Annotated in this window: 16 protein-coding genes; 9 read left to right on the forward strand and 7 right to left on the reverse strand. The window is 39.4% G+C overall.

The features are described 5' to 3' along the window. Positions 1–33: 33 nt before the first annotated feature. Positions 34–1,917: a propionyl-CoA synthetase gene (locus I6F50_RS11700; protein WP_197159732.1), complete on the forward strand. Its 1,884-nt coding sequence runs from the start codon at positions 34–36 to the stop codon at positions 1,915–1,917. Between the two features lie 168 nt (positions 1,918–2,085). Continuing rightward, positions 2,086–2,943: an MBL fold metallo-hydrolase gene (locus tag I6F50_RS11705; protein WP_165741072.1), complete on the forward strand. Its 858-nt coding sequence runs from the start codon at positions 2,086–2,088 to the stop codon at positions 2,941–2,943. Positions 2,944–3,127: 184 nt separating this feature from the next. On the opposite strand, the gene I6F50_RS11710 is transcribed toward I6F50_RS11705, so the two are convergent. The 5 genes from I6F50_RS11710 to I6F50_RS11730 are packed head-to-tail and all read right to left on the reverse strand — an operon-like array spanning position 3,128 to position 10,791. Continuing rightward, on the reverse strand, positions 3,128–4,420 hold the full coding sequence (locus tag I6F50_RS11710; protein WP_165741071.1) for a HAMP domain-containing sensor histidine kinase: 1,293 nt from the start codon (positions 4,418–4,420) through the stop codon (positions 3,128–3,130). Further along, a complete protein-coding gene (locus tag I6F50_RS11715; RefSeq protein ID WP_197119231.1) occupies positions 4,417–5,100 on the reverse strand; it encodes a response regulator transcription factor in 684 nt (227 codons plus the stop codon). Before I6F50_RS11715 ends, I6F50_RS11710 begins: the two co-directional genes overlap by 4 nt. Continuing rightward, positions 5,100–8,288: an efflux RND transporter permease subunit gene (locus I6F50_RS11720; protein ID WP_197176274.1), complete on the reverse strand. Its 3,189-nt coding sequence runs from the start codon at positions 8,286–8,288 to the stop codon at positions 5,100–5,102. The genes I6F50_RS11715 and I6F50_RS11720 overlap by 1 nt, the downstream gene beginning before the upstream one ends. After that, positions 8,288–9,433: an efflux RND transporter periplasmic adaptor subunit gene (locus I6F50_RS11725; RefSeq protein WP_197176275.1), complete on the reverse strand. Its 1,146-nt coding sequence runs from the start codon at positions 9,431–9,433 to the stop codon at positions 8,288–8,290. The genes I6F50_RS11720 and I6F50_RS11725 overlap by 1 nt, the downstream gene beginning before the upstream one ends. Continuing rightward, positions 9,430–10,791, reverse strand: coding sequence for a TolC family protein (locus I6F50_RS11730; protein WP_197176276.1), 1,362 nt, complete (start codon positions 10,789–10,791; stop codon positions 9,430–9,432). The genes I6F50_RS11725 and I6F50_RS11730 overlap by 4 nt, the downstream gene beginning before the upstream one ends. Before the next feature lie 299 nt (positions 10,792–11,090). Between I6F50_RS11730 and I6F50_RS11735 the strand changes: the two genes are divergently transcribed. From I6F50_RS11735 to I6F50_RS11745, 3 genes are read left to right on the forward strand one after another with little or no spacing between them, the layout of a single operon-like run. Next, positions 11,091–13,835 (forward strand): Ig-like domain-containing protein, encoded by a 2,745-nt coding sequence (locus I6F50_RS11735; RefSeq protein ID WP_165739956.1) that lies wholly within the window; start codon positions 11,091–11,093, stop codon positions 13,833–13,835. Between the two features lie 13 nt (positions 13,836–13,848). After that, complete coding sequence (locus I6F50_RS11740; protein ID WP_165739955.1) at positions 13,849–16,527, forward strand: TonB-dependent receptor plug domain-containing protein; 2,679 nt, start codon at positions 13,849–13,851, stop codon at positions 16,525–16,527. Then, positions 16,520–17,590 carry a cytochrome-c peroxidase gene (locus tag I6F50_RS11745; RefSeq protein ID WP_165739953.1) on the forward strand — a complete coding sequence of 357 codons (1,071 nt, stop codon included), beginning with the start codon at positions 16,520–16,522 and terminating at the stop codon, positions 17,588–17,590. Before I6F50_RS11740 ends, I6F50_RS11745 begins: the two co-directional genes overlap by 8 nt. Positions 17,591–17,808: 218 nt before the next feature. Here the strand turns inward: I6F50_RS11745 and I6F50_RS11750 are convergent, their stop codons facing one another. Both I6F50_RS11750 and I6F50_RS11755 read right to left on the reverse strand, forming a co-directional pair. Further along, positions 17,809–19,641, reverse strand: coding sequence for a diguanylate cyclase (locus I6F50_RS11750; RefSeq protein WP_197176282.1), 1,833 nt, complete (start codon positions 19,639–19,641; stop codon positions 17,809–17,811). Between the two features lie 144 nt (positions 19,642–19,785). After that, positions 19,786–20,703 carry a LysR family transcriptional regulator gene (locus I6F50_RS11755; protein WP_197176283.1) on the reverse strand — a complete coding sequence of 306 codons (918 nt, stop codon included), beginning with the start codon at positions 20,701–20,703 and terminating at the stop codon, positions 19,786–19,788. Positions 20,704–20,783: 80 nt separating this feature from the next. Between I6F50_RS11755 and I6F50_RS11760 the strand changes: the two genes are divergently transcribed. The 4 genes from I6F50_RS11760 (at position 20,784) to I6F50_RS11775 (ending at position 24,363) form a co-directional block, all read left to right on the forward strand. Continuing rightward, positions 20,784–21,923, forward strand: a complete 1,140-nt coding sequence (locus I6F50_RS11760; protein ID WP_165727268.1) for an alkene reductase — start codon at positions 20,784–20,786, stop codon at positions 21,921–21,923. Positions 21,924–22,310: 387 nt separating this feature from the next. Then, positions 22,311–22,568: a hypothetical protein gene (locus I6F50_RS11765; RefSeq protein WP_165727267.1), complete on the forward strand. Its 258-nt coding sequence runs from the start codon at positions 22,311–22,313 to the stop codon at positions 22,566–22,568. 358 nt (positions 22,569–22,926) lie between these two features. Beyond that, positions 22,927–23,691: a DUF6515 family protein gene (locus I6F50_RS11770; RefSeq protein WP_165727266.1), complete on the forward strand. Its 765-nt coding sequence runs from the start codon at positions 22,927–22,929 to the stop codon at positions 23,689–23,691. A 171-nt stretch (positions 23,692–23,862) separates the two neighbouring features. After that, positions 23,863–24,363, forward strand: coding sequence for an RDD family protein (locus tag I6F50_RS11775; protein ID WP_007587274.1), 501 nt, complete (start codon positions 23,863–23,865; stop codon positions 24,361–24,363). Positions 24,364–24,382: the final 19 nt, after the last annotated feature.

Consider the following 24,382-nt stretch of genomic DNA (forward strand, 5'->3'; position numbering starts at 1 on the left):
TCTCACACACAAATTTAGTTTTAGGAGCCTTACATGTCAGGCAAATATAAACAGCAATATAATGCCTTTAAAAAAAACCCAGCCCAATTTTGGCTCGAACAAAGTAAAAATATTCCATGGTATAAAACCCCCACAAAAGCATACACACAAGACGACGACGGGCTTTATCATTGGTTTAGTGACGGGCAATTAAACACCAGTTTTTTAGCGCTAGACCAGCATGTTATTGCCGGGTTTGGCGAGCAAACTGCACTGATTTACGACTCCCCAGTCACTAATACAAAGCAAACTTATAGCTACTCACAACTACAACAAGAAGTTGCTAAATTTGCAGGCGTAATACAATCGTTAGGTGTTACAAAAGGCGACCGCGTTGTTATTTACATGCCAATGATCCCACAAGCTGTTATTGGTATGTTGGCGTGCGCTCGTCTTGGTGCTATTCATTCGGTGGTATTTGGTGGGTTTGCTGCACACGAATTAGCAGTACGCATTGATGATGCCAAGCCCAAACTTATACTTAGCGCCTCATGCGGTGTTGAAGTAAACAGCATTATTGAATACAAACCACTTATTGATAACGCAATAGACTTAGCTACGCACAAAGTAGAACACTGCGTTATTTATCAGCGTCCACAAGTCACCGCCACTCTTAAGCCTAAACGAGACATAGATTGGACTCAGGCAATGCAAACAGCTGCAATCGCAGATCCGGTGCCTGTAAATGGTAACGATCCGCTTTATATTTTATATACCTCAGGCACGACAGGCACACCCAAAGGCGTAGTGCGCGAAAATGGTGGTCACGCAGTGGCAATGCAATACAGCATGGAAACCGTTTATGGTATGAAGCCCGGCGACGTATTTTGGGCAGCGTCTGACATTGGCTGGGTAGTTGGGCACTCTTATATAGTTTACGCGCCGCTAATGTATCGCTGCGCGACCGTATTATATGAAGGTAAACCGGTTAAAACCCCCGACGCCAGTGCATTTTGGCGCGTGGTTGAAGAGTATAAAGTAAATGCATTATTTAGTGCCCCCACCGCCTTTAGAGCAATCAAAAAAGAAGATCCAAATGCCGATGGTTTTAATCAATACGATACCTCAAGCTTAAAACGTTTATTTTTAGCAGGCGAGCGGTTAGATCCTCCCACTTACGAGTGGCTTAAAGAAAAAACCAAACTGCCAGTGCTCGATCATTGGTGGCAAACCGAAACTGGCTGGGCTATTGCTTGTAACCCTGTAGGGCTTGAGTACTTAGCAACAAAACCTGGCAGCTCTACCGTGCCTACTCCAGGTTTTGATGTGCGAATATTGGATATGGATGGCAATGAATGCGCAGCTAACGAGCAAGGCGCCGTGGTAATTAAACTGCCCCTTCCACCGGGTTGCCTTCCAACCATTTGGCAAGATACCGCTCGTTTTAAAGCAAGCTACCTAAATGAATACGAAGGTTATTATTTATCTGGTGATGGTGGTTATATTGATGAAGACGGCTACCTATTTATTATGGGCAGAACCGACGACGTTATAAATGTAGCAGGACATAGGCTTTCTACTGGCGAAATGGAAGAAATAGTAGCTGCGCACCCCGCCGTTGCCGAATGCGCTGTTTTTGGTGTAAACGATCCTCTTAAAGGACAACTCCCTATGGGAATGATTGTGCTTAAAAATGATTTTATGGGCTCAAGTACCGACGTAGAACAAGCGCTTGTTTTAAGTGTTCGTAATCAGATTGGCGCTATTGCGTGCCTTAAAAATATAGTTAGCGTAGATAGGTTGCCCAAAACACGCTCGGGTAAAATACTGCGTAAAAATTTGCGCCAACTGGTTGATGGCGAAGAGCTACAAATACCTTCAACCATAGACGACGCGAGTATCTTTGAAGAAATAAACCAACAACTAACACAAAGATAAACCCAACCAACCTATCTAAAGCCATTTTTATAATGGCTTTTTATTTGATCCTTTTACTTAAGTTTAGGTTTAAGCTTTAATTAAACAAATCACTGAAATTTTTTACAGTTTTATGCTTTCTTCTTTTAATAGCGTTATTAATTTAATCAATTTTAAAAGGAATGGTGTATGCCCCGCTTGCTACAAAAACTATTAACTACAGCCTTGTTATTTATAGGCTTTGCCACACAAGCCTTTGAGATTGAAGACTTAGGCGATGGCTTACACCGCTTTATAGACGACAGACACCGCTCAGTATTTTTAATCACTCCTGAGGGCGCAATTGTTACCGACCCGCTTAATAAAAAAGCCGCCACCTGGTTAAACGAGCAAATTAAAACTCGCTATAACGTACCGATAAAATATGTAATTTACAGCCATAATCACAGCGATCATATTTACGGCGCCGAGGTATTTAAAAGCCCGCACACCACTTTTGTAGCGCATAAACTCGCCGCGCAAGATATTAAAAACACACAAATGAAAACGGTAATGCCCAGCCTTACTTTTGATGACGAGCTACTGCTTACCCTTGGTGATTCCACAGTAAAGCTTAACTACCATGGTCCAAACGATGGTCGTGGTTCGGTTAGTATATTATTCGAAAAGCAAAAAACACTATTTATAGTTGATTGGATCGTTATTGGCAGAATGCCGTGGCAAAAGCTGTGGAGTTACGATATTCAAGGCATGATTAACTCAACCCAAGCGGTACTCAAATATGACTTTAATACTTTTGTAGGTGGACATGCCGATATTGGCAGCAAGGCTGATGTAGCGCGCTATTTAACTTATATAGAGCTTTTATATAGCCAAGTAACAGCAGGCGTTTTAGCTGGTAATACGCTTGACGAAATTAAACAAAATGTAAAATTAGACCAATTTAGTGACTTTAAACAGTTTGATGTATGGTTACCACTTAACATAGAGGGCGTGTACGAGCGTTTAATGGAAGAGTCTGGTATGGGTTGGCGCAGCGATTTATAAGTGTGAACTCAGCGGACTAAGCTCTGAGCTCTAAACTCAATATTATAAGCATTGGTATTGGCGTATTTAACGCAGTACCAATGTACCTATTAATTAGTTAAATAGACGTCAAACGCCATATAAACCACCTTTACAATGTCCTAGCGCGGTTTTTATATTTCAAATCTAAGTATTAAAAAGTCTATTAACTAAAATCGACCACCACTTCATAACGCCCTGGCATGTCGTTTACTTCGTATACCCAACCGTGTCGTTTTATTATTTTTTCGCTTAACTCTAATCCTAAACCGTAGCCAATATTGGTAGGCTTATTTGCGCTATTAGTAACGTGTGACGTATCAGTTTGTGCGCTGCTATTTACTATAATCACGCGGCTACCTTGTTGAGTAATACGCACTTGCCCTTGTTGCGTATGCTGATACGCATTACGTATTAAATTTGTAAGTACTATGTGGCATGCGGTAGCTTCGGTACTAATAGTCGTACTGTGGTTATCGGTATTTATAAGTACATCAACTTGTTTTGAATTGAGTAAGTAATCGAGTTCGTTACCCAAGGTTGTTATTTTAACGGCTAGGTTTACAGGCTCTGGTGAACTTTGCTGGTCGTCATTTCTGCTAAGCCACAATAACGTCTCAGTTAAATCGCTCATGGTTAAACCGGCGCGCTCAATTCGCTGCAGTGTAAGTTGCTGTTTGTCACTTAAAGGGGCTTTTTCGCTTAAGCGGTTAAGTAATTCAACATTGCTGCGAATAACCGAAATTGGCGTACGTAACTCGTGGCTCGCATAACTTAAAAAGCGTTGTTCACGCTCTACACTTTCGTATACCGAAAGCAAGCTGCTGCGTATTAACGTTGCCAAGGTATTTAGTTCGTTATAGGTAAAATCGGGCGGTGTGTGTTGTAAGTTTGTTTGATTTAACGACTTTGCCCAACCCCGCAGGGACTCTACCGGTTTTGCTATCTTTTTCATTACCATAAACAAAAAGAAGGTAAACAGTGCTATTGCTGTTATCCCCGTTAACGCTATCCATAATAACCTTTGTATTGGTTTTTCGGGTGTTCCTTTTTTTGGAAGGCGGTTTTCCTCAAGCATAATACGTGATACATAACGAGCTTCACCAGCAGGGTTTTCAAAATATACAACAAAATATAAGTCTTTTGGCATAGAAAAAAACGCTGTTTTTTCTTGGCTTTTTTGCAATATACCTCGCTCTGTAGGCTTTATAAAACGTTTCTTAATCTCATTTGGCACATCCTCCCAACGACTTGCTATATTAAAGCCAATCATTTCTTTCGGTTGCCCGTTTTTAACCTCAGCCGATTGCGAAAGTGCATGCATTACGCCATTCAAGCCTTTGTCTAAACCATCGGTAAAATAGCTAACACTTAAAAACGAAAAACCAATAGCCATTAACGAACTTAAAAGCACCATGCTGACAAAAAAGTACAACCTTAAACTAGGTCTTATTTTCATGCATGTGTCTCATTTTTTAGTTTTAATACAAACCCTACACTGGGAATTGTCTCAAGTACCGCTTGGCAATTAGCTTGCTCTAACTGTTTTCGTAAATGGTAAATATGTACTTTTAGGCTGTTACTGTCGGGCTGCTCTTCTCCCCAAATGGCTTGCATAATTGCGTGTCGGGTAACTGGCTTTTGTTGCTCCCTAATAAGTAATTCTAATAACTTAAAAGTAATAGGAGATAGCTTTAAGTTACCTGCTTCGACTGTTGCCGTATGCGCGGTTAAATCAAGTGTTAAATTAGCAAATGTAAGGCGTTTTGCTTCACCACTTTTGCGTTTTGCTAATACTTTAACGCGCGCTACTAGCTCTTTCATAGCAAATGGTTTTACTAAATAGTCGTCACTACCGGCTGCAAACCCCTCAAGCTTATTGTCGAGGCTATCGCGCGCTGTCAGCATTAATACTGGTATATCAATGCCTTGCTCACGCAATGTTTTACACATGGTTAAACCGTCCATTTTGGGCATGTTTACATCTAATATAATCATTTGATATTGATTACGTTCTATTAAATTTAAACCCATTACACCATTGCTTGCATGGTCACACTCTATTGACTCAATTTCGAGATAATCAACAATGGTGGTTGCCAAGTCTATGTCGTCTTCAACCAGTAGTACGTTTATCATTAAGAGGCTGTTTCCTGCGTTTTATTTTTAGCACCTAGCGATTTTAGCACAGCATCAATACCGCGTTTAGCATCGGTTTGAATCATCAATAATGCCGGTATAAGTATTAAGGTAATAACCGTGGCAAACAAAATACCGTAGCCAAGTGATGCCGCAGCAGGGATTAAAAACTGTGCCTGCATTGAGGTTTCGCTAAGTAGCGGCACTAAGCCTGCGTAAGTTGTAATTGAGGTAAGTAATACCGCACGCAAACGACTCGTACACGACTCAACTATGGCATCGTGCGTGCTCATGCCCTCCTCTTTTACTAGTTCGTTAAAGCGCGAAACAAGTAATAGGCTGTCGTTTACAACTACCCCACTGAGCGCCAAAATACCATTTAACGACAATATACTAATGGTTAAGTCGTTCCACCAATGCCCTAAAATAGCGCCCACAATACCAAACGGAATTGCCACCATGATTAGTACAGGTTGAATGTACGATTTAAGCGGAATAGCCAGCAGCACGTAAATCACTAATAAAGCAGCTACAAACATAGTGCTCATTGAACTGGTGGTTTCGCTTTGTTGTTCTGCCTCTCCTGCAAAATACACACTTAAATTAGGAAATTGCTGTGTTAACTCTGGAATTAAGTCGCGCTTTAAATTAGCAACTAACTCGTTTGGAGCAATCACGTTTTTATCTACTTGGGCGCTTAAATAAATTGCACGTAGTCCATCAATGCGGGTTATTTCATCTTGCTGATATTCACTGCTAATTGTGGCTACGTTAACTAGCGGTACAACGGTGCCATCAGGCAGGCGAATACGCGACTGCATTATATCGGCAGGTGTTTTACGAGCATCTTCTGGGTAGCGTACACGTACTTTAACTTCGTCTTTATTACGTTGGTAGCGTTGTACAACTGCACCACCAAAGGCTTGCAGTACTTGCTTTGATAAACTGGCTGTATCCATTCCAAGTGCACGCCCTTGTGCATTTAGGGTAAATTTAAGCTGTGGCTGACCTGGGTTTAAGTTGTCGTCTATTCCGTTAACGCCTGCGGTATTTTGTAAGCGCTCCTTAAATAGTGCGCCCGCCGCCATTACGGTTTCGTCGTCCCACGCTTTAAGCTCAACTTTAAAGTTATCGACCATTTTACGCGTGGCTAATATTTGTAATTTTTTACTGCCCTCAAGGCTACCTGCTACGCGCTGCCACTCTTGAGCAAATTCGCTTGCTGTAAAAGCGCCTTCGTTTAATAGCTCAACACTTACTTCACCGCTGGTGTCGCTACTGCTAACAACTTGAAGGCTGGTTATTTCGCTTTTGTCAGAGCTCAACTTAGTCATTAAGTTTTGCTCAGCTTGTAATGCACTTTGCTCTAGCGTTAGTAAATTTGTGTTTGTTTGCCCATAGGCTGCGTCGTTTTGCATAACTAAATTGGCTGTTACGGTGTCGCCTGCAATACTTGGGAAAAAACCAACTTTAACTGTGCCTGTCATTGGCATGCCAATAACCAGTATAAAAAAGGCGATAAACGCAGCCACTACGGCGTATCTAAAGCGCAGTGAAAATTCAATAACCTTGCAGTAAATGTTTTTGCTAAACCAGCTTAAGCCACTATCAGCACCATGTTGTATTTTTGACCACAGACCCCCTAAGCCTTTTTTAACTTGGCGTTTAGTACTAATGTGGGCTAAATGCGATGGTAAAATAAGTTTTGATTCAACAACTGAAAGCAGTAAACAAATAGTTACTACGGTAGCAAATTGAGAGTAAATTTTACCTAAGTTACCTGATACATTCGAAAGCGCCACAAACGCAGCCACCGTGGTTAACACCCCAAATATTGTTGGCACAGCAACCTTCATGGTGCCTAAAACTGTATTATTTAATGTATCGCCATGTTTTTTACGTGTGGTGTAAATACTCTCGCCTACAACAACGGCATCGTCTACCACTATACCCAGCGCCATAATAAAGCCGAAGGTAGTCATTTCGTTTATGGTCAGTGCGGTGTAGCCATCGGTCATAAAATAAAGCGTACCAAAAAATACAAACGGCAAGCCACCAGCCACCCACAGCGCTACGCGTACGTTTAAAAATATGGCAAGTATTACAAACACCATAATAATACCGGTCACGGCATTTTTAGTAAGTAGCGATAAACGATCGGTGATCATGGTGCTTTTGTCGTGCCAGCTTTCAAGCTCTACGTTTTGAGGTAATAAACCGCTTTCGTGCCATTTATCTATTACGCTATTAGCTTGCTCAACAATGGTAGTTATATCGCTGTTATCGCCCATTAAAATTTCAACGCCTACGGCATTTTGTTGGTTATAACGGCTTAATGAGTTGCTATCTTCGGCAAATGAGTCGGTAACGGTTGCTACATCGCCTAACTTAATTTGTGTGCCTGATGCGGTTGTTAGCAATACAATATTGGCAAAGTCGCGCTGCCAGTAAGCTTGGTCAGCGGCTTTTAAGCGTATAATTTTACTACTATCGCGTAAACTAGTCGAAAGCGGGCTTGATGACTCATTATTAATGACCTCGCTTATATCGCTAATAGTTAAGCCATAGGCTTGGAGTTTACCTTCGTCGATTTCTATGGACATCATCGGGTCAATCACACCCGACTGCGCTACGTCGCTAATACCTGATTGCGCTAATAAATCGGCTTTAAGTTTTTCGCCCAGGTTTTGTAATGTATGGCGATCGGCATCCCCAAAAAGCTGTAGTGTTAATGCATGATCTTGCCTGCGCGCTTTATCAATAACAGGTTGCTCAGCATCAACCGGGAAGTTGTTAATTGCATCGACTTGATTTTTTACATCAAAGAGTAGCTCATCGAGTGAATAATCTGTTTCTTTTTCAATGCTAACATGGCTGCCGCTTGCATCAGATGTAGAGGTAATGCGCTTTATACCTTGTACTGTTTCAAGAGCTTCTTCTATTTTGAGCGCAATCCCCTCTTCAGCTTGTAATGCATCACCACTGTCATAAACAACTGACACCGAAACAGTATCAGGCTCCAAACTCGGAAAAGCTTCTTTACGCAACGTAGAAAGCGACATAATCCCCATTACAATCACGCTTATTAACAATAAATTAGCTGCAACAGAGTTATTTGCAAACCAATTAATAATACCGTGCAACGGGTTATTACTGCTAGGTACTTGAGGTGGCTGATGAGGGCTCATTATTGTACTCCTTCAACAATTGGATTTACCCTCATGTCGTTTAAATAACTAACAAGTGGACGCACAACTACTTTTAATTTACTAACACCCTCTATTGGTGAAATGTATACGTAATCTCCACGCTCAAATACTTTATTGGCTTGTGTGCTTACTAAGTTGTTTTTATCATTCACGTACCAAATTAAGCCATCTTGTGATACCGCTGAAGCAGGCAGTTCAATTACGTTACTTAATTGTTTACCTGCAATTTCAACCGCTAAAAATGTACCTGGTAATAATGGCGTCGCTTGCTCAAACGGTTTATCAAGAGCAACTATAATGCTACGCTGGCGAGAGCTTTCGTCTAGGTGTTGTTCAAAGCGCTCAATGTAGCCAGTCCATTTGGTATTAGTAGCTACATCACTTAAAATAACCTCATTTGACTTATTATTTGCCAGATTTTGCCACTGATTCAATGAAAGCGGCACGGTTATTTCTACTTTGTCAGTGCTGTTTAATGTAGCAAGCGTATCGCCAATACCAACATAAGTACCTAAATCAATATCTCTCGATAAAATAACACCATCAAACGGAGCACTTAACTGGGTATTATTTACATCACGCTGTGCTGTTTTAAGTGCATATTGAGCGTCATCAAGCGTGGCTTGCGCGGCTTCTAGCTGCAAGGTTCTAAATACCAGTGGTGAGCTTGGTGCCTGCGTAACACCTGAGCGTTCCCATTCACGTTTTGCTTGTTCCCCTAGATCTTGCTCTTCTTGCAGTGCGAGTTTCGCATCAGCGAGTGTGGCTTTGGCATTTGCGAGGGCTTGTAAGTATTCAGTATTATCTATTTGTGCAAACACCTGCCCTTTAGATACAAAGTTTCCGGTTGCAAATTGCTCACTCATATTAGTCACTTCGCCTTTAACTTGTGCTTTTAAGGTCAGTGTCCAATGCGCCTTTGCTTGACCATGTCCGTTCACATAAGCTTGGTAAGTACCCGCAACAGCATTAATTACCGATACATTTGGTGCAATAGCTCTAACCGTGACAGATTTTGAGCTATTAGCTTGTTCATCCATTTTTTTAGCGTTATACGCAACAGCAAGCCCTATACTAATAATTGCAACAAGGGTTACAACAACAGGTGTTGGCGAAATTCTCATGACGATACTCCAAGGCCCAAAGCAAGGCCTAAATCTATGCGGTTAGTTAAAAGGGTGTAGTTTATTTGACTAAGTTGAGCTTGCAGGTCGTATACTTTTTGTTGCACTGTTAGCAAATCTAAAATATCAACCAAACCTTGTTGATATTTACTTTGATAGTTACTAAAACTGCTTTTAGCGCTGGCAAGCGCATTGCTTATTTGTAGTCGTTGCTCGGTTAATGACTGCTCCTGTCCGAGGGCATTTTCTACCTCATTTACCGCATTTAATAAAGTGTCTTGGTACTGCCAAAATGCTTGTTCAGCATTAAGTTTTGCTATATCAACTTGCGCCCGTAATGCACCGCCTTCAAATAGAGGTGCACTTAAGCTCCCCAATAAACTCCACACTGGGCTGGCTAATAATGCTTGGCTTGGGGTGCTTGCTAAATCACTTAATGACGCTGAAAGCGAAATACTAGGCAGTAATTCTTTATACGATACATCAACTAAGTAATGCTTTGCCTGAATATCGTAATAAGCACTTTGCAAGTCAGGTCGCCGTGCTAGGTCTTGCGCTGGTAAGGTGCTTAGTGGCTCAATAACGTTTGGTAGTGTTAAGGTATCTGGCAGACCCTCAAGTTTATTTGTACCAACAATTAGCATTAAAGCACGTTTTGCTTTTGCTATTTGTTCTTGATAGTCCGCAATGGTTGCACGCGTTGATGACGTGCTAGCTCGTGCGGTATCAAGCGCCTCTAAATCACCTAATCCATATTGATAGCGCTCTACAATACTTTGCTCATTATTTTGTAAAACAACTAAACGTTGTTGCTCTATATCGAGTAAATTTTGCTGCAAAATAATATTTAAATAAGTACGAATAACACTCGCTACTAATGTGTCTTTAGCACCTTGATAAGTAGCTTGGTTACTGGCAATAGTCATATCTTGCGCGGCTACGTTGTCAGCAATTTTTTGCCATATATCGGCTTCCCAACTTATACCTACTGATGAGCTATATTGCGTGCCTTCGGTTTTACTGCGCTGCGCGTCAAATTCTGCATCTACACTAAACCACTGACTTGCAGCGGTTACATCACGCTGCGCATAAGCTAGTTTTAATGCAACATGCACTTGATTAAACGATGGATTATTAGTAACAGCTTGCTCAATAAGCGAATCAAGCCCTTCAATATCCACCAAATCGGTAATGTAATTTACTTGCTGTGCGTTACTTTGTGTGTACTGCCAGTTTGCATGTTGCTTTAGCGACTGCTCAGTACTATTACCTTGATAGCTTGGCTGACTACTGCATGCAGCAAGCGTGCAACTAAGTGCAAGTAACAAACCGGTTGAGTGCTTTGTAAAATAAACCATTTAACTATGCCTAATTCGTACTATTACACATAGCTTATTAGGTCGAGGGTTAAGGAGGGGTTAAATGATATTAACTGTTTAATTTTAGCTGGCCTTTATATTTTATAAGAACTAGCTAATGCAATATTCTTTTTAAACTAGTTACTTATCTTTCTGTTTTTATGTAGCTTTACCTCTTAAAACTCATACTAATTAAAATAAACATTCTTATTTATGAGATAAATACACATCTTTAAATATGAAGTGCGATTGATATGCGTTATCATTCGCAATATTATTAACTTCTAATATTAACAATAATGAACAAACTCATTAAATTTACCCCTATTTTATGCGCACTCGCTTTAGCTGGTTGTGGAAGCGGCTCGGGCAACAATGCACCATTATTTACCCAATCAAATTTAAGTTTTACGCTTAATGAAGATACCGCTTTTTCAGGACAGGTTTCAGCCACTGACGACGACCCGCTTAGTTATACTTTGGCGCAATCTCCAAGTAACGGCATTATTACATTAGAGGCTAACGGTGAATTTACTTACACACCACACGCTGATTTTTTTGGTGAAGATAGCACGACTATTTCAGCAAGTGACGGCAGTTTAAGCGCTGATGTTGTTGTACGTTTTATTATTGAAAACATTAATGATGCACCTACTATTTCAACAACTAATGTTACATTTACTACCTCAACAACAAGTGTAGGTAAAATAAATACTAGTGATGTTGATGGCGATGCAGTGAGCATTACGCTACTTACACCGCCAAGTAGTGGTGTAATATCTATAAATAGTGAAACTGGTGAATTTAGCTATGAGGCACAAACACTCACTACGCAAAATGATGAATTTACCGTTAGTTATACCGACGGCATTATAAGTGAGCCATTAACTGCGACTATTTCACTTAGCCCCTCTTATGTAACAAATGAAGACAAACGTAACTACTACTACAGCTCAGATAAGTCTCATTTAAAACAAGCCGATTTAATAACAGAAAATATTAACGATGAACTATCTCGTTATAGTATTTATCAAACTCAAGCTGCAGCTTATGCGCGCGCTGGTTTTTTAACTACCGCACAAGAGTATTTAGCGCTGATTAACGAACAAACAGCCTATGCCGATGGGCTTTTAAAAGTAGCCAGTGCACTGGATACGATTAATCGCTCTGAGCAAGCTATAGAATATAGAGAGCTAGCTTTAACATCTTATAACCAATACCTTGCTGAAAAAGGATTGGATAATATAGACAGAAATGATGCATCTTGGTTGTTAACTATTACACGAGACTATTTAGATGCATTACAACTGTCGCAAGCAACTAGCTTAATTGAACAAATTGAAGGCTATGCATTAAACGCAGCACAGGATGAATTTACAACTACATTTGGGTACTTTATTACTGCATTTTCAAGTGCTGCAAGCTCAACTCTTGAATCATATGCAGCGACACCCACTGCTGAAAACTTAGAAACTGCAAAGTTATTCGCTAAATCGTTCGCTCAATTAAGTAATAAAACCGGCTACGTAATAGCAAAAAATGGTGATTATAAAGGAGAGCCAACTCACCGCTCTCGTATACTATATTTAGCATGGTCGGCAGAGTTTTTATTACAAACTAATCAGTTAGAACTTGCCCGTGAATATACTAATAAAGCACTCGCTCTTTATGGTATTACTAATTTCGATAGTAATTATAATTATGCTGCCTCACCTTATTCACAAGCAACTCTTAGCTACTACCCGTATGCACTAAGTAATTTAGCTACACTTATCGAGGCGCTGTACGACACAACTAAAAACCCTGCATATGAACTAATTACATCTGAATGGGAGCAATCATTTGCACAACGCTCAATGGTTTCATTTATTGTGGCGCAGCGTTTATTAGCAGGCGAAGATGCCACAACAGTACTCGATGAAGTTGCTCAACCTTTTAAAGATAAAGATGAATATAACGTGCTATTTCAGGGGTTAACCGATACTACAAACTTACCTGGTACTGCACTTATTTTGAGCCAATTTAATCGAAATGATTTAGCTCAACAAGTAATGAATTATGCCGGTGATTTACTTATTTCAGATGAGTACATACAAGCCGAGAGTTATGCAACGTATCTTACTGGTTTTAGAGGCTGCTCTGCTTTTGTTGAAATAAGCGGTCGCGTTGGTATGGATGAAAAAGTTCAAGCTGAAAAGTGCATTACTATGCTCGAAAAACTACAAAGCGGTGAGCTACAAACACTCTCATCTAGCAGCCAAATTTCAGTTCATAGCAATGTAATAATGACGCTAACTCGATCTGGCTCAACGAATGATATCCCAGCTATATATACGCAATTACTTAACTATATATCAGAACTAGAAACCCCTGAAGATCGCTTTGAGAACCGCTTAGAAACACTTGGTTTTATGATTGATGCGGGTTATTCAACACAAGCATTAGACACATTTACTTTATCGGTTGAAGAAATTACGCCTTTAATTTCAGAGTTTGATAGCAACCAATTAACCGATCTAGTTGAGCTTTTAAAAGAGTATATTTTAGATATTGAAGCGCCTAAAACTGGGTATTTCACTATTTACAGTGCGTTGTCATCTATGGGGGCTAATGCTCAAAACATTAATGACTATGAAGCTAAATACCAAGGATTTAAAGCACCAACGTCTACGTTAATTAATACTTTAGAGGAACGCATTACTGCGCTTTCAGACACCGCATTACAAAGTAATATGATGGACTTAGTTTCTGCTCATGTGCTTCTTGGTGATAATGCTAAAGCAATTTCGTTAATTGAAAATAGCGTAAATGGCTCAGCAGATAAACTCAACCTTTATACTGAAATGGCAAGTTTAATAGCTGCCCGTGATGACTTTAGAGAAAAAGCAGTTGCCAGTGTAGATACCGATCACGACGGACTTCCTAACTTTTTCCTACCAAATGTAAGCGAAGACGACATAACAGCCTCAGGTTTAATAGCCGATCAAGATGCCGACAATGACGGCATTATTGATAGCGAAGACAGTACTCCACTTGGTAATTAATTAAGAGATTTAAATGCAGACACCTAGCACCTTAGCGTGTCTGCTTTTGCTTACCCAAAACGCTTATGCAGCGAACGAGCAAGAGCAGACCGACCAGTCAAAACCCATATGCAGTACTTTACAAAATGAAGAAAAAAAACGTTGTGAAGCCTTAGAACACATAGAAGTAAAAGGTCAGTACATAGGTATTGAAGTGCCTGAAGTAATTGGTCGCTCATATCTCGACCGTAACTTTATAACCTCGACCGCTAAAGGTAATGGGGATATAAATGAGTTAATTGCCCTCCTCCCTGGAGTACAACTCAGTAACGACGCTTTTAGTATTGAAAGCTTGGCTGAAATTAGCGCACCCGAAATATCTATTTCTGGCGCGCAACCTTGGCAAACAGGGTTTTCGATTGATGGCATGAACTACAACAACCGTATTGATCCCGCCAGTGCTACACGAGTTACAGCTACCAGCAATGATGTGTCGGGCGGTGTGCAAAGCATGAATGTAAATTCAGATATTGTTGAATCAATAACCGTGTACGACCATAACATTCCAGCCGAATTTGGTGGTTTTTCAGGTGGAATTGTTGATGCTAAAACCAAAAGTGCTTTTGCAAAAGACAGCTTTAGCTTTGGTGTGCGTGGGAATCAAAGTAGCTGGGGAGAATACCATTTTCTTAAAGCTGATGAAGAGTCTGGACAACGAAATGTTGATGATGAAGCGCTAGAAGCCCCAGAGTTTAAAAAAATAAGTTACTCATTGAGCGCCAATAAACAACTCAATGAACGCCACGGACTTATGGTAAGCGTTAATTACCTTACCAGCGACATTAGTGATTTTTCACTGGGTCAACCAAAAACGCAAAGTCGCCGAAATATTAATGCATTAGTTAAATATGGATACAAAAATGGCTGGGTCGATCAGCTTGATATTAGTTTAATGTACGCCCCTTACGAAGTTGATAACTTTATTGTTGATACCAAAGACAGTAACTTTCACTTAGAAGGTGGAGCAGTGGGCGGCGTAATATCGCTAACAGAAAATTTAAGCTTTGCTACATGGCACAGTAACCTTAATGTAAATTTAAGCGATAGCAGTCGAGAGTCCCAAGATCACTTTTATAATTGGTTGCAGGCAAAAGGAAAGCAATGGGGAGAATTTGCGGACCAAGGATTATCTAATACGCGTTATTCCAAACAAGGTGGGTATGGGGCGCTCGATAACACACAATTGACCACGAGTTGGAAAAACACTCTCGATTTTAATACGTTTAAATTTTTGAGTGTAGAGCACAATATTAAAGCTGGTATAGAGCTTATACACCAAGAAGTGAAACGTGAACGTTTTCAAAATAGTTACACATACGACTCTCCTATTATTTGGTCAAGCGCCAGTGCACCACTTAATTGCAGCGGTTACACGCTTGATTGCCAATCGCTTGAATCTGCTATTTCTATAGAGCAACTTACCGAGCAATTGGGAGGGAGTATTGATTTTAATAACCCTGAACATATTGCAGCTTATAGCGATAACATTGTAAGTACTGCACAGTATTTTAATGGTCGTAAAGTTACACCTGCTGAATATATAAATGTAGGACTTAACCGTGGCGCTTTATATATCACCGATCATTTAACGCTTGGTCATGTAAATATTAACTTAGGAATGCGCTATAACTATGATGATTTTTTAAAAAATCATAACTTAGCCCCGCGTATTTCGCTTGGTTACGATGTGTTTAATGATGGACGTACAATAATAAGCGCAGGCGTAAACCGTTATTATGATTCAGGAATTATTGGTTATAAAATAAAAGAGCAACAAAACTTTTCGTATAACGAATACCGCCCTATCGAAAACGGCTACTTACAAGGCTGGTTACCCTCTAATTACACTGGCGCATTTAAATATCGTTTTAACGATGTGCAAACACCTTTTGATGACGAGTTAGCTTTTGGTATAGCTCACTCATTTGAAAAAATTGGTAACTTTTCACTTAAGTATGTAAAACGGAAAAAGCATCAACAATTGTCTCGCTCAACTGCTGATACGCCAAGTGAAGATGGCTTCAAATATATTGAAATAACAAACAGCGGTACAGGTAGCTCTGAGCGTTACTCGATTGCATGGAGTGCACAATTTAAAGCACATTCATTCTGGGCAAATGCTTCATATGCGCAAAATAAAGTGTCAAACGACAGCTACAATGCAACCGCAAATAACACCCCTCTTGATGAGCTAGTTTATTACGTTAATGCTAAAGAAGAAGGTGAACTTGTTACACTTAACCAGTTATCTCAAATTCGCACCAATTTTGGAACTCCCGTAACCGGCGCTATGGGTTGGAATGTTGACTGGCTTGATTCACTTAGTACAGGCTTAAACATTACCTATAGTGGTAGCTTTGATACAGCTGTTAGCACAGGCGCGAGTGAAAGCGTTGAGCTAGACAAGAGCTGTATTAGTTGCCCTATTACATCTACTTTGGTTGATGTTTATGAGCAACGTGTTATTCGTGCCCGCACTATGGTCGGCTTAAGCTTACGATATAATCCTAAAATTAGTGAAAAACACAACGTAGAAATACGCGCTGATGTATCTAACCTTTTAAACGCCCGTACTTACAATGTAAACGAAGGAGCCGCTGGCATTGAACCTGGTCGAATGTTTTGGCTTGGAGTAACTTATAAATATGATTAAGCTACTTGGTTTAATAACATTATTACTCCCCCTTAGTATGCACGCTCAACAATACAGCAACACAGAGCTACGTGGTTTGTATAGTAAGAGCCAAGTAAATTGGCCTGCCATTCAAACCAGTGATGAGCGTATAGTTGAGCCTCTTTCGCTATTGCCAATAGCCACTCCACGGGCAGAGCACGTTGCACTTGGCAATAAGCTTTTTCATGATACACAGCTTTCACGCGATAAAACCGTAAGCTGCGCAAGTTGTCATGAACGAGATAAGGGTTTTCATGATGGTCGTGCCACTGCAATCGGTATAAATGATCAAGTGGGCACCCGCAATACCCCTGCAATTTTTGGTATAGATCAGTGGCAAAGTTTTTTTTGGGATGGTCGCGCTAAAACAGCTGAGCAACAAGCACTTATGCCCATTAGCAACCCAATTGAAATGGACTTAGATCCACAAAAAGCTTTAATGCGAGTCAATAAAGATAAAAGCTATACGGCATTTAATAAAAGTGCTTTTAATTCAAATACGCTCTCCATGGCACAAATGGCAGAAGCCCTCGTTGCATTTGAGCGAACACTCATTGCACCTAATACTCGTTTTAAATCATTTATTAATGAGGTTCAGAGTAATCCAAAAAAAGCGGTTAGACGCTTATCAGATAGTGAATTAAACGGATTACATTTATTTAGAACCAAAGCAAAATGTATGACTTGCCATAATGGCGCGCTATTAAGTGACAACCAATTTCATGGCACTGGCCTTCATTACTACGGCCGTAGTTTTGAAGATAAAGGCCGGTTTAATATTACAAATAATCCAAGTGATATAGGGTTATTTAGAACCCCTTCTCTACTTGGTTTAACACAAACATTTCCTTGGATGCACAATGGACTTTTTGATGACCTACTAGGTATAGTAAACATGTACAACCATGGTGGAGCAAGACCTAAACCTAGGAAAAACCAATTAAACGATCCTCATTTTCCTAAAACGACGAAACTGCTAAAGCCATTAAAATTAACTAAGCAAGAGCGTTTAGATCTTGTTGCATTTCTAAGGATTTTATAAATTTTGCAGCTGCTCTATCAGCCATTTATGAATAGGGCTGTTATTAGTACGCGGGTGCCATGCGCTATTACTTTAAAGGTAGGAGGCAGAGCTTCTTTTTGAAAGGTATCGAAGAAGGATATACACTCTCAATACATATGAGTATTAGGTGAATTAGCTTGCTATATTTTTCAATAATAAATTACTAGCCGTTTAATAACTCAATAATTATTGAGTTATTAAACCATTACTTTATTACGGCCTGCATTTTTAGCTGCGTATAATTTTTCATCAGCTCGTCGGGATGCATCTTTTGGGGCTTCGCCCGCTTTAACTTGTACTACACCAATACTTACTGTTGATTTTATATGGAGTGAGGTATGAGTAACATTCTCAATACTTTCGCGTATACGCTGGGCAACTTCATGCGCAAAACTAAGTGCAATATTAGGTAAAACAACTAAAAATTCTTCTCCACCAACCCTACCTGCACAATCTGTTTGACGAATGTTTTTTTCTATAAATTTAACAGTAGAAATAATAACTTCATCACCAATATCATGTCCATATGTATCGTTTACTTGTTTAAAGTGGTCTATATCAATAACAATGAGTGAACACGCATTCCCTAAAAACTCGCTTTTTTTAATCGCGTTGTATTTAAATGCAAATATTGCTCTACGATTAGCGATACCTGTTAATTCGTCTTTTAATGCAAGTGTTTTAAATCGCTGTTTATGCTGAGTTTGTTTATAAGTTATGTAAGCTAAAATCAATATCAGCCCAATAGAAAACAGCAAAGATGCGATTTGCCAAAATGCTTTTTCATCAGCTAAATTTAATAACTGCTCTTTTACCTCTGATGACTCTTGCAGCCTTGTTATTTCTCGTTTTTGCTGTTCCCAGTCAAACGCTAAACGTTGAGATAGTAATGTATTATCTGCAATTTCTTGCACTTTTCTATCTGCGATTTTTAATAACTCTCTTTGAGCTAAGGCTTCTTGCTGATAGTTATTTTTTTGCACTGCTAATTCACGCTTAAATTCTAAAAAACGAGTTAAAGAGTCGACTGACCATACTTGAGAACTATTTTGTTCAAAATCTAAATAAAGAAGCTCCGCTTCATCTAGGCGACCCTTTTTAATTAACCACTCAGCTGTTGTTATTGATTGAATAAATTTAATCCACTCACTATTTAGCGTTAAATCCCTGGCTTTATTTAAGTATTGTTTAGCCTCTTGCAGCTCATTTAATTGAATATTTATTTGTGCAATTTTAAAGAGTAAGTAAGCATTCCCTTCATCGTCTTCATACTTAGTTACGGCAGGGAGTATACTGCTGTACAACACTATCGCTTTTTGATAATTACCTTGAGCTTCGTAAGCTTGGGCTAGGCTATCTGTGGCTATGTACCATTCTTGCTCATTATAATTTGTCAGCTCATTAATTGCTCTTTGCAATTGTTCTTCAGCGAGCGAAAAATTGTGAAGATCGGCATGGATAAGCCCTATCTCTTTAAATATAAGCGCTTTATCGTAAGAAAAGTCGCCTTGTTCAAAGGTATTATAAGCTTGTTGAAATGCCAAAAAAGCTTGCTGGTACGAACCTTGTGAACGAAAAATTATCCCTAATATTAAGTTAGCTGTCGCATGTTGATAATAAAGCTCTGGATTTTTAGAGGTGGCACTAATAACATTTTTAGCCATTGAAGTGGCTGTACTTACTTTGCCTTGTTGGTATAAATGAAATGCTTGGCATGTTTGTAAATCGAGTTTTAATTTAGGCGAGCCAGCTTTTTTGATTGCTTGATTAGCATCTGTCAGTAAATCATTTAATGCTATGTAATTATTGTCATTTTGGGGGTCATAAAACCAACACTTTACAGTTTTAACGCGAGCAGTATCGAGCGATGAAGAATAAGGTAAATTGCGCTCTAACTTATCCATAAGCCCACGACTTTGACTACTCGTTAAATATCCACTTAGTATCTTTTCAACATCTTCTTTTACTGTGTTAGCAAAAGTACTAAAACAAAGTAGAGAACAAAAAACACCAAAAAATAACTTAAACATTTAGCTTTATAATTCCTTTACCGCACTTAAAACACAATTGTAGGACACTGTAATTAGCTGACGACAATCTTTAATAACTATTGTTAATTATGGTAACAGTATTTGCTTTAATACTTACATTAATACTTGTATTAAAGTTTGCTGTTATAGGTTTTGTAATTGCTCTATCAACCACTTATGAATTGGGCTGTTGTTAGTACGTGGATGCCATGCGGCTATTACTTTAAATGTAGGAGGCAGAGCTTCTATTTTTAGCTGTTTAACTTTGCTATTTGGTAATAATCTTGATGGGTAAAACGCTAGCATATCGGTTGTATGTAAAATGTCAGGCACCGCTGAAAAGCTCGGTACCGACATTACAATATTACGTTTTAGCCCTTGGCTTTCAAACCACTGATCGTGCGACCCGCGTAAATTAGCACGCGATGGCGATACCACTAGCTGAGGATGCTTTGCAAATTGCGCCAAGCTCAAAGGCTCCATGTAAGTGTTGTTACCAACACCAGAAATACACAAATGCTGCTCTTCAAACAAAGTAATATAAGAAAGATTGTCGGGTATAAACTCAGGAAAGCTAATCAATAAATCAAGCTCGCCTGCCGTTATAAGTTGATTAACGTTATCGGATGCAAAGTCGCGCACTATCAGCTTTAAACCGGGGGCTTCGCGACGGGTAATATTAAATAATTGCGGTAGTAAAGCCTGCGTGGCGTAGTCGGTTGCGCTTATGGTAAACACGCCTTTATAGGTTTTCGGACTAAACTGCTCGGGCTCTAGTAACGACTCTAATTGCTTTAATATATGATTAACTGGCGTCTTGAGTCCTTGCGCTTTAGGAGTAGCAACCATGTTATTGCCCTGTCGAATAAACAAGCGATCGTCAAATAAGTCTCGTAGCTTTCGTAGTTGCTCACTAATGGCTTGTTGCGTTAACCCCATTTTTTTAGCTACTTGCGACAGATTTTGCAGCTCTAACAAGCTACTGAGCACTCTTAACTGTTTTATATCGAGCCGGCTAATACCATTCATAATTGTATGCTGTACAAAAAAGTGTTGTTTCAAATTGTATCTTTAAATCTCTATGCTGCCAACGTTGCTTAACCACTATTTAAGCCTTTATTTGCTTTATAAGAGAATTTAAAATGAAATCAGAATCAGTTAATACCGCCCCTTTATTCTCATCAATTGAGCTTGGCCCTTTTACACTTAAAAACCGTATTGTGATGCCTCCTCTTACTCGCTCTCGTAGTACACAACCGGGCAATATTCCTAATGAATTAATGGCTGAGTATTATGCACAGCGCGCATCGGCTGGCTTTATGGTTACCGAAGGCACGCAAATAGAACCTCGTGGCCAAGGCTACGCTTGGACACCTGGTATTCACTCGCAAGCACAAATTGAAGGCTGGAAAAAAGTAACACATGCAGTACATGCTAAAGGCGGTGTTATTTTTGCTCAGCTTTGGCATGTAGGGCGCGTATCGCACGCCACACTACAACCAAATTCAGGTAAACCGGTTGGCCCTTCAGATATTATTGCTGACAATGTAAAAGTATTTATTGAAACCGCACCTGGTGAAGGCGCATTGGCTGACCCAAGTGAGCCTCGTGCACTAACAACAACTGAAGTTGGCGAACTGGTAAACATGTATGCGCAAGCTGCACGTAATGCTCTAGAAGCAGGCTTTGATGGTGTGGAGCTGCATTGTGCTAACGGGTATTTAGTTAATCAGTTTATTTCTGAGCATACTAATAACCGTGACGATCAATACGGTGGAACGCTTAGTAATCGCCTGCGCTTTTTAAAAGAGATAGTTGAAGCGGTAAGTGACGTTGTAGGCTCCGATCGTTTAGGTGTTCGCTTTGCTCCTTTATTTGAAAGCACAGATGAAACACGAGTGTATTTAGGACTTGTTGAATCAAACCCTCATCATACTTATGTACAAGCCGTTAAAGTGCTTGAGCAAGCTGGCATTGCTTACTTATCAATAGCGGAAGCTGATTGGGAAAATGCTCCTGATTTACCACAAGAATTTTATAAAGCAGTACGAGCTGAATTTTCAGGTCGCATTATTTATGCTGGTAAATACACAGTAGAAAAAGCGGTACGTATTTTAGGTGAAGGTTACGGTGACTTATTTGCATTTGGTCGCCCATTTATAGCTAACCCTGATTTACCAGAGCGTATAGCGAATAATTGGACGTTTAACGAGGCCGATGCAGCCACTATGTATGGCGGTACTGAAGTCGGTTATAGCGATTATCCTTTTTATCAAAAGTAGCCAACCTAGACTCTAAACGATATATGGAATTGGTATAGAACCGATACGGTTTTATACCTGGTAGCTTAATCAAGCTACCTGTTTTGAGGTAAGAAAACGGTGTTGATAACACAGCTAAAATTTTGTTATTAGTTGTTCTCGACAATTGCTCTTTCATTGCCCTACCCTCTGCATTTATGCAGCCATATATCAGTCATTTTTTAATAGAGTTAGCGTTAGATTTAATCCCTCAAATTGATTAAGTATTACTGCGGATTGGTATTAGCGTCAAGAATAGTAAAGATAAGTAAAAGGGTGTAAAGCCTCCCTACAGTTGCCCTTACATGCAGTTGGCATTCAGTTTCAAACGTCAATACTAGCCATGTTAACCACAATCGAGGCAATATTATGAAACTTACATTTATACTACCTGCACTATTAGTTATTGGCACTTTATCTAATTCTGCATTTGCAGCACCACATGATAGATATACAAAGCAAGAATATAAAAAGGTTCAGCTAAAACGAGAACTGAAAAAAATTAACCAAACTAAGGTAATCAAGTATGTTCCAGTTAAAGTTGTTAAAAGAAACGTTAATAACACAGCATTTATTAAAGTTAATGTCATAACGTATCACCCTAGCCTTAAATTTATTAAAAGATAGATGCGCCCTTTAAAATATAAAGTCATGTTTGCGGCAATAAACAACGCGCCGCAAACTTAGCTTTTTACACCATTTAAACTCTATTATTGGTATTTTCCCATCTAAAAATGCACGGAAATAACGTTTTCTAAGCACAACAAAAAAGTCCAAATATATAATTTAATAGCAGTATTATTAAAATATCTCTCGTAATAACCCCCCTTAAAAATCGTCAAAAACTAGATATTATGTCAAGAACCGTCAGTAAAATGTAAAAAGCTGTAAGCATAGCTCCGTTTGCTGTTGTATGTCAGTTAACATTCAGTTTGAACCGCTAGTATTGAACCCAGTTATGTAAAAACATAAACGAGGCAATACTATGAAACTTACTTTTTTACTACCTGCACTGCTCGCCATTGGCGCAGTATCAGGCTCTGCGCTTGGAGCACAAAACGAGCGAGAGAATGATAAAAGCTTTAAACGTGACCACGACAAACGTGTTGAATATAAACGCGATGAACGCCGCCATGAAAAAAAGCAGCGTATTGAGCATAAAAAAGAAAAACGAGAAGACCGTAAGCAAGAAAAACGTAAACTTGCTAAGTACAAGCAGGAAAAGCGTGAACAATACCGCTACAACCAGCGCAAATATAACTACTTAACAAGCCATAATAATTCAGTCGCTTACAGACAAAATCGATTTATGAACCATTTACCACGCAATAGCGCATCGATTAGATTTAATGGTATTTCGTTTACGTTTAACGACGGCCTTTACTACCGTAAAGCTAAAAGAGGCTACCATGTAGTTACGCCACCTAGAGGCCTGCGTATAAATACGCTACCAAGAAATTACAGGCATTTTAAGCATCACAATACCACCTACTACACATATCAAAACGTGTATTACGTCGCAAATAATGACGGTTATACAGTGGTTGATGAGCCACCAACCCGTCTTAATCAGGCAATAAAAGTGGGGAATGTGAATGATTATAGCTTGGGCCAAACTTACGATTCATTGCCTCAGGCAGCACAGGCCGTAATAATTAACTCGCAGCAGTATTTTAAATACGGCGATATTTATTTTTTACCGCAAATAAGTGGTGACGACATAAAATACCTTGCTATCAAGCTAGGTTAAATCCGCTATAAATTAAAAGACCTTGCTACCAATAGCAGGGTCTTTTTCATTTCCCCTGTAGGTAATAACTTAAAGCAATAAAATCAATTCCCTCTCTAAACATTAACATGTCTTAGTATTTGTAAGCTTTTTTGCTAAACTAGCTCGCATATTAATAGTGAGAGTGTATTTATGTCGGGTGAGTTTCCACGTGCTGGTTTTTGGCGCCGTTTTGCGTCGTTAGTTTACGATACGTTAGCCATTATTGCGTTTGCGATGTTAACTGTAGTGCTGTATTTATTTGCCGTTCAAGGGCTTATTTCTCTCGATGTAATTAGTTTAAATGGCGCAGAGGATGTATCTGCCTTTATTCAAAATTCAAATCTTCTTTCGGGTATTCGTACCGCTCTTTTAATTATTGTTACCTTAGTATTTTTTGGCTACTTTTGGACTAAAAGCGGGCAAACCATTGGCATGCGTGCATGGCGTTTAAAAGTACAAACTCTTGAGGGTAATTTAATTAGCTGGCCGCAATCAATTATCCGCAGCGTTAGCGCTTTACTCGGTTTAGGTAATTTGGTGGTGTTAGTAGATTTTAAAAACAAAAAAGCACTGCAAGATTACATCTCTAAAACAGAAGTTATTGCACTTACTAAAGAAGAAAACAGACGTATTTATAGTGAGCTTGATTAATACCAACTTTTCAAATCGT

The sequence above is a fragment of the Pseudoalteromonas sp. NZS127_1 genome (genome assembly GCF_015864295.1).
Classification (GTDB): domain Bacteria; phylum Pseudomonadota; class Gammaproteobacteria; order Enterobacterales; family Alteromonadaceae; genus Pseudoalteromonas; species Pseudoalteromonas arctica.

Coding starts and splice junctions, on each gene's coding strand:
- I6F50_RS11715 (WP_197119231.1), bottom strand. CDS start 5,100: ATGATAAACGTACTACTGGTTGAAGACGACATAGACTTGGCAACCACC.
- I6F50_RS11735 (WP_165739956.1), top strand. CDS start 11,091: ATGAACAAACTCATTAAATTTACCCCTATTTTATGCGCACTCGCTTTA.
- I6F50_RS11720 (WP_197176274.1), bottom strand. CDS start 8,288: ATGAGCCCTCATCAGCCACCTCAAGTACCTAGCAGTAATAACCCGTTG.
- I6F50_RS11725 (WP_197176275.1), bottom strand. CDS start 9,433: ATGAGAATTTCGCCAACACCTGTTGTTGTAACCCTTGTTGCAATTATT.
- I6F50_RS11770 (WP_165727266.1), top strand. CDS start 22,927: ATGAAACTTACTTTTTTACTACCTGCACTGCTCGCCATTGGCGCAGTA.
- I6F50_RS11730 (WP_197176276.1), bottom strand. CDS start 10,791: ATGGTTTATTTTACAAAGCACTCAACCGGTTTGTTACTTGCACTTAGT.
- I6F50_RS11760 (WP_165727268.1), top strand. CDS start 20,784: ATGAAATCAGAATCAGTTAATACCGCCCCTTTATTCTCATCAATTGAG.
- I6F50_RS11745 (WP_165739953.1), top strand. CDS start 16,520: ATGATTAAGCTACTTGGTTTAATAACATTATTACTCCCCCTTAGTATG.
- I6F50_RS11750 (WP_197176282.1), bottom strand. CDS start 19,641: ATGTTTAAGTTATTTTTTGGTGTTTTTTGTTCTCTACTTTGTTTTAGT.
- I6F50_RS11710 (WP_165741071.1), bottom strand. CDS start 4,420: ATGAAAATAAGACCTAGTTTAAGGTTGTACTTTTTTGTCAGCATGGTG.
- I6F50_RS11740 (WP_165739955.1), top strand. CDS start 13,849: ATGCAGACACCTAGCACCTTAGCGTGTCTGCTTTTGCTTACCCAAAAC.
- I6F50_RS11705 (WP_165741072.1), top strand. CDS start 2,086: ATGCCCCGCTTGCTACAAAAACTATTAACTACAGCCTTGTTATTTATA.
- I6F50_RS11765 (WP_165727267.1), top strand. CDS start 22,311: ATGAAACTTACATTTATACTACCTGCACTATTAGTTATTGGCACTTTA.
- I6F50_RS11775 (WP_007587274.1), top strand. CDS start 23,863: ATGTCGGGTGAGTTTCCACGTGCTGGTTTTTGGCGCCGTTTTGCGTCG.
- I6F50_RS11700 (WP_197159732.1), top strand. CDS start 34: ATGTCAGGCAAATATAAACAGCAATATAATGCCTTTAAAAAAAACCCA.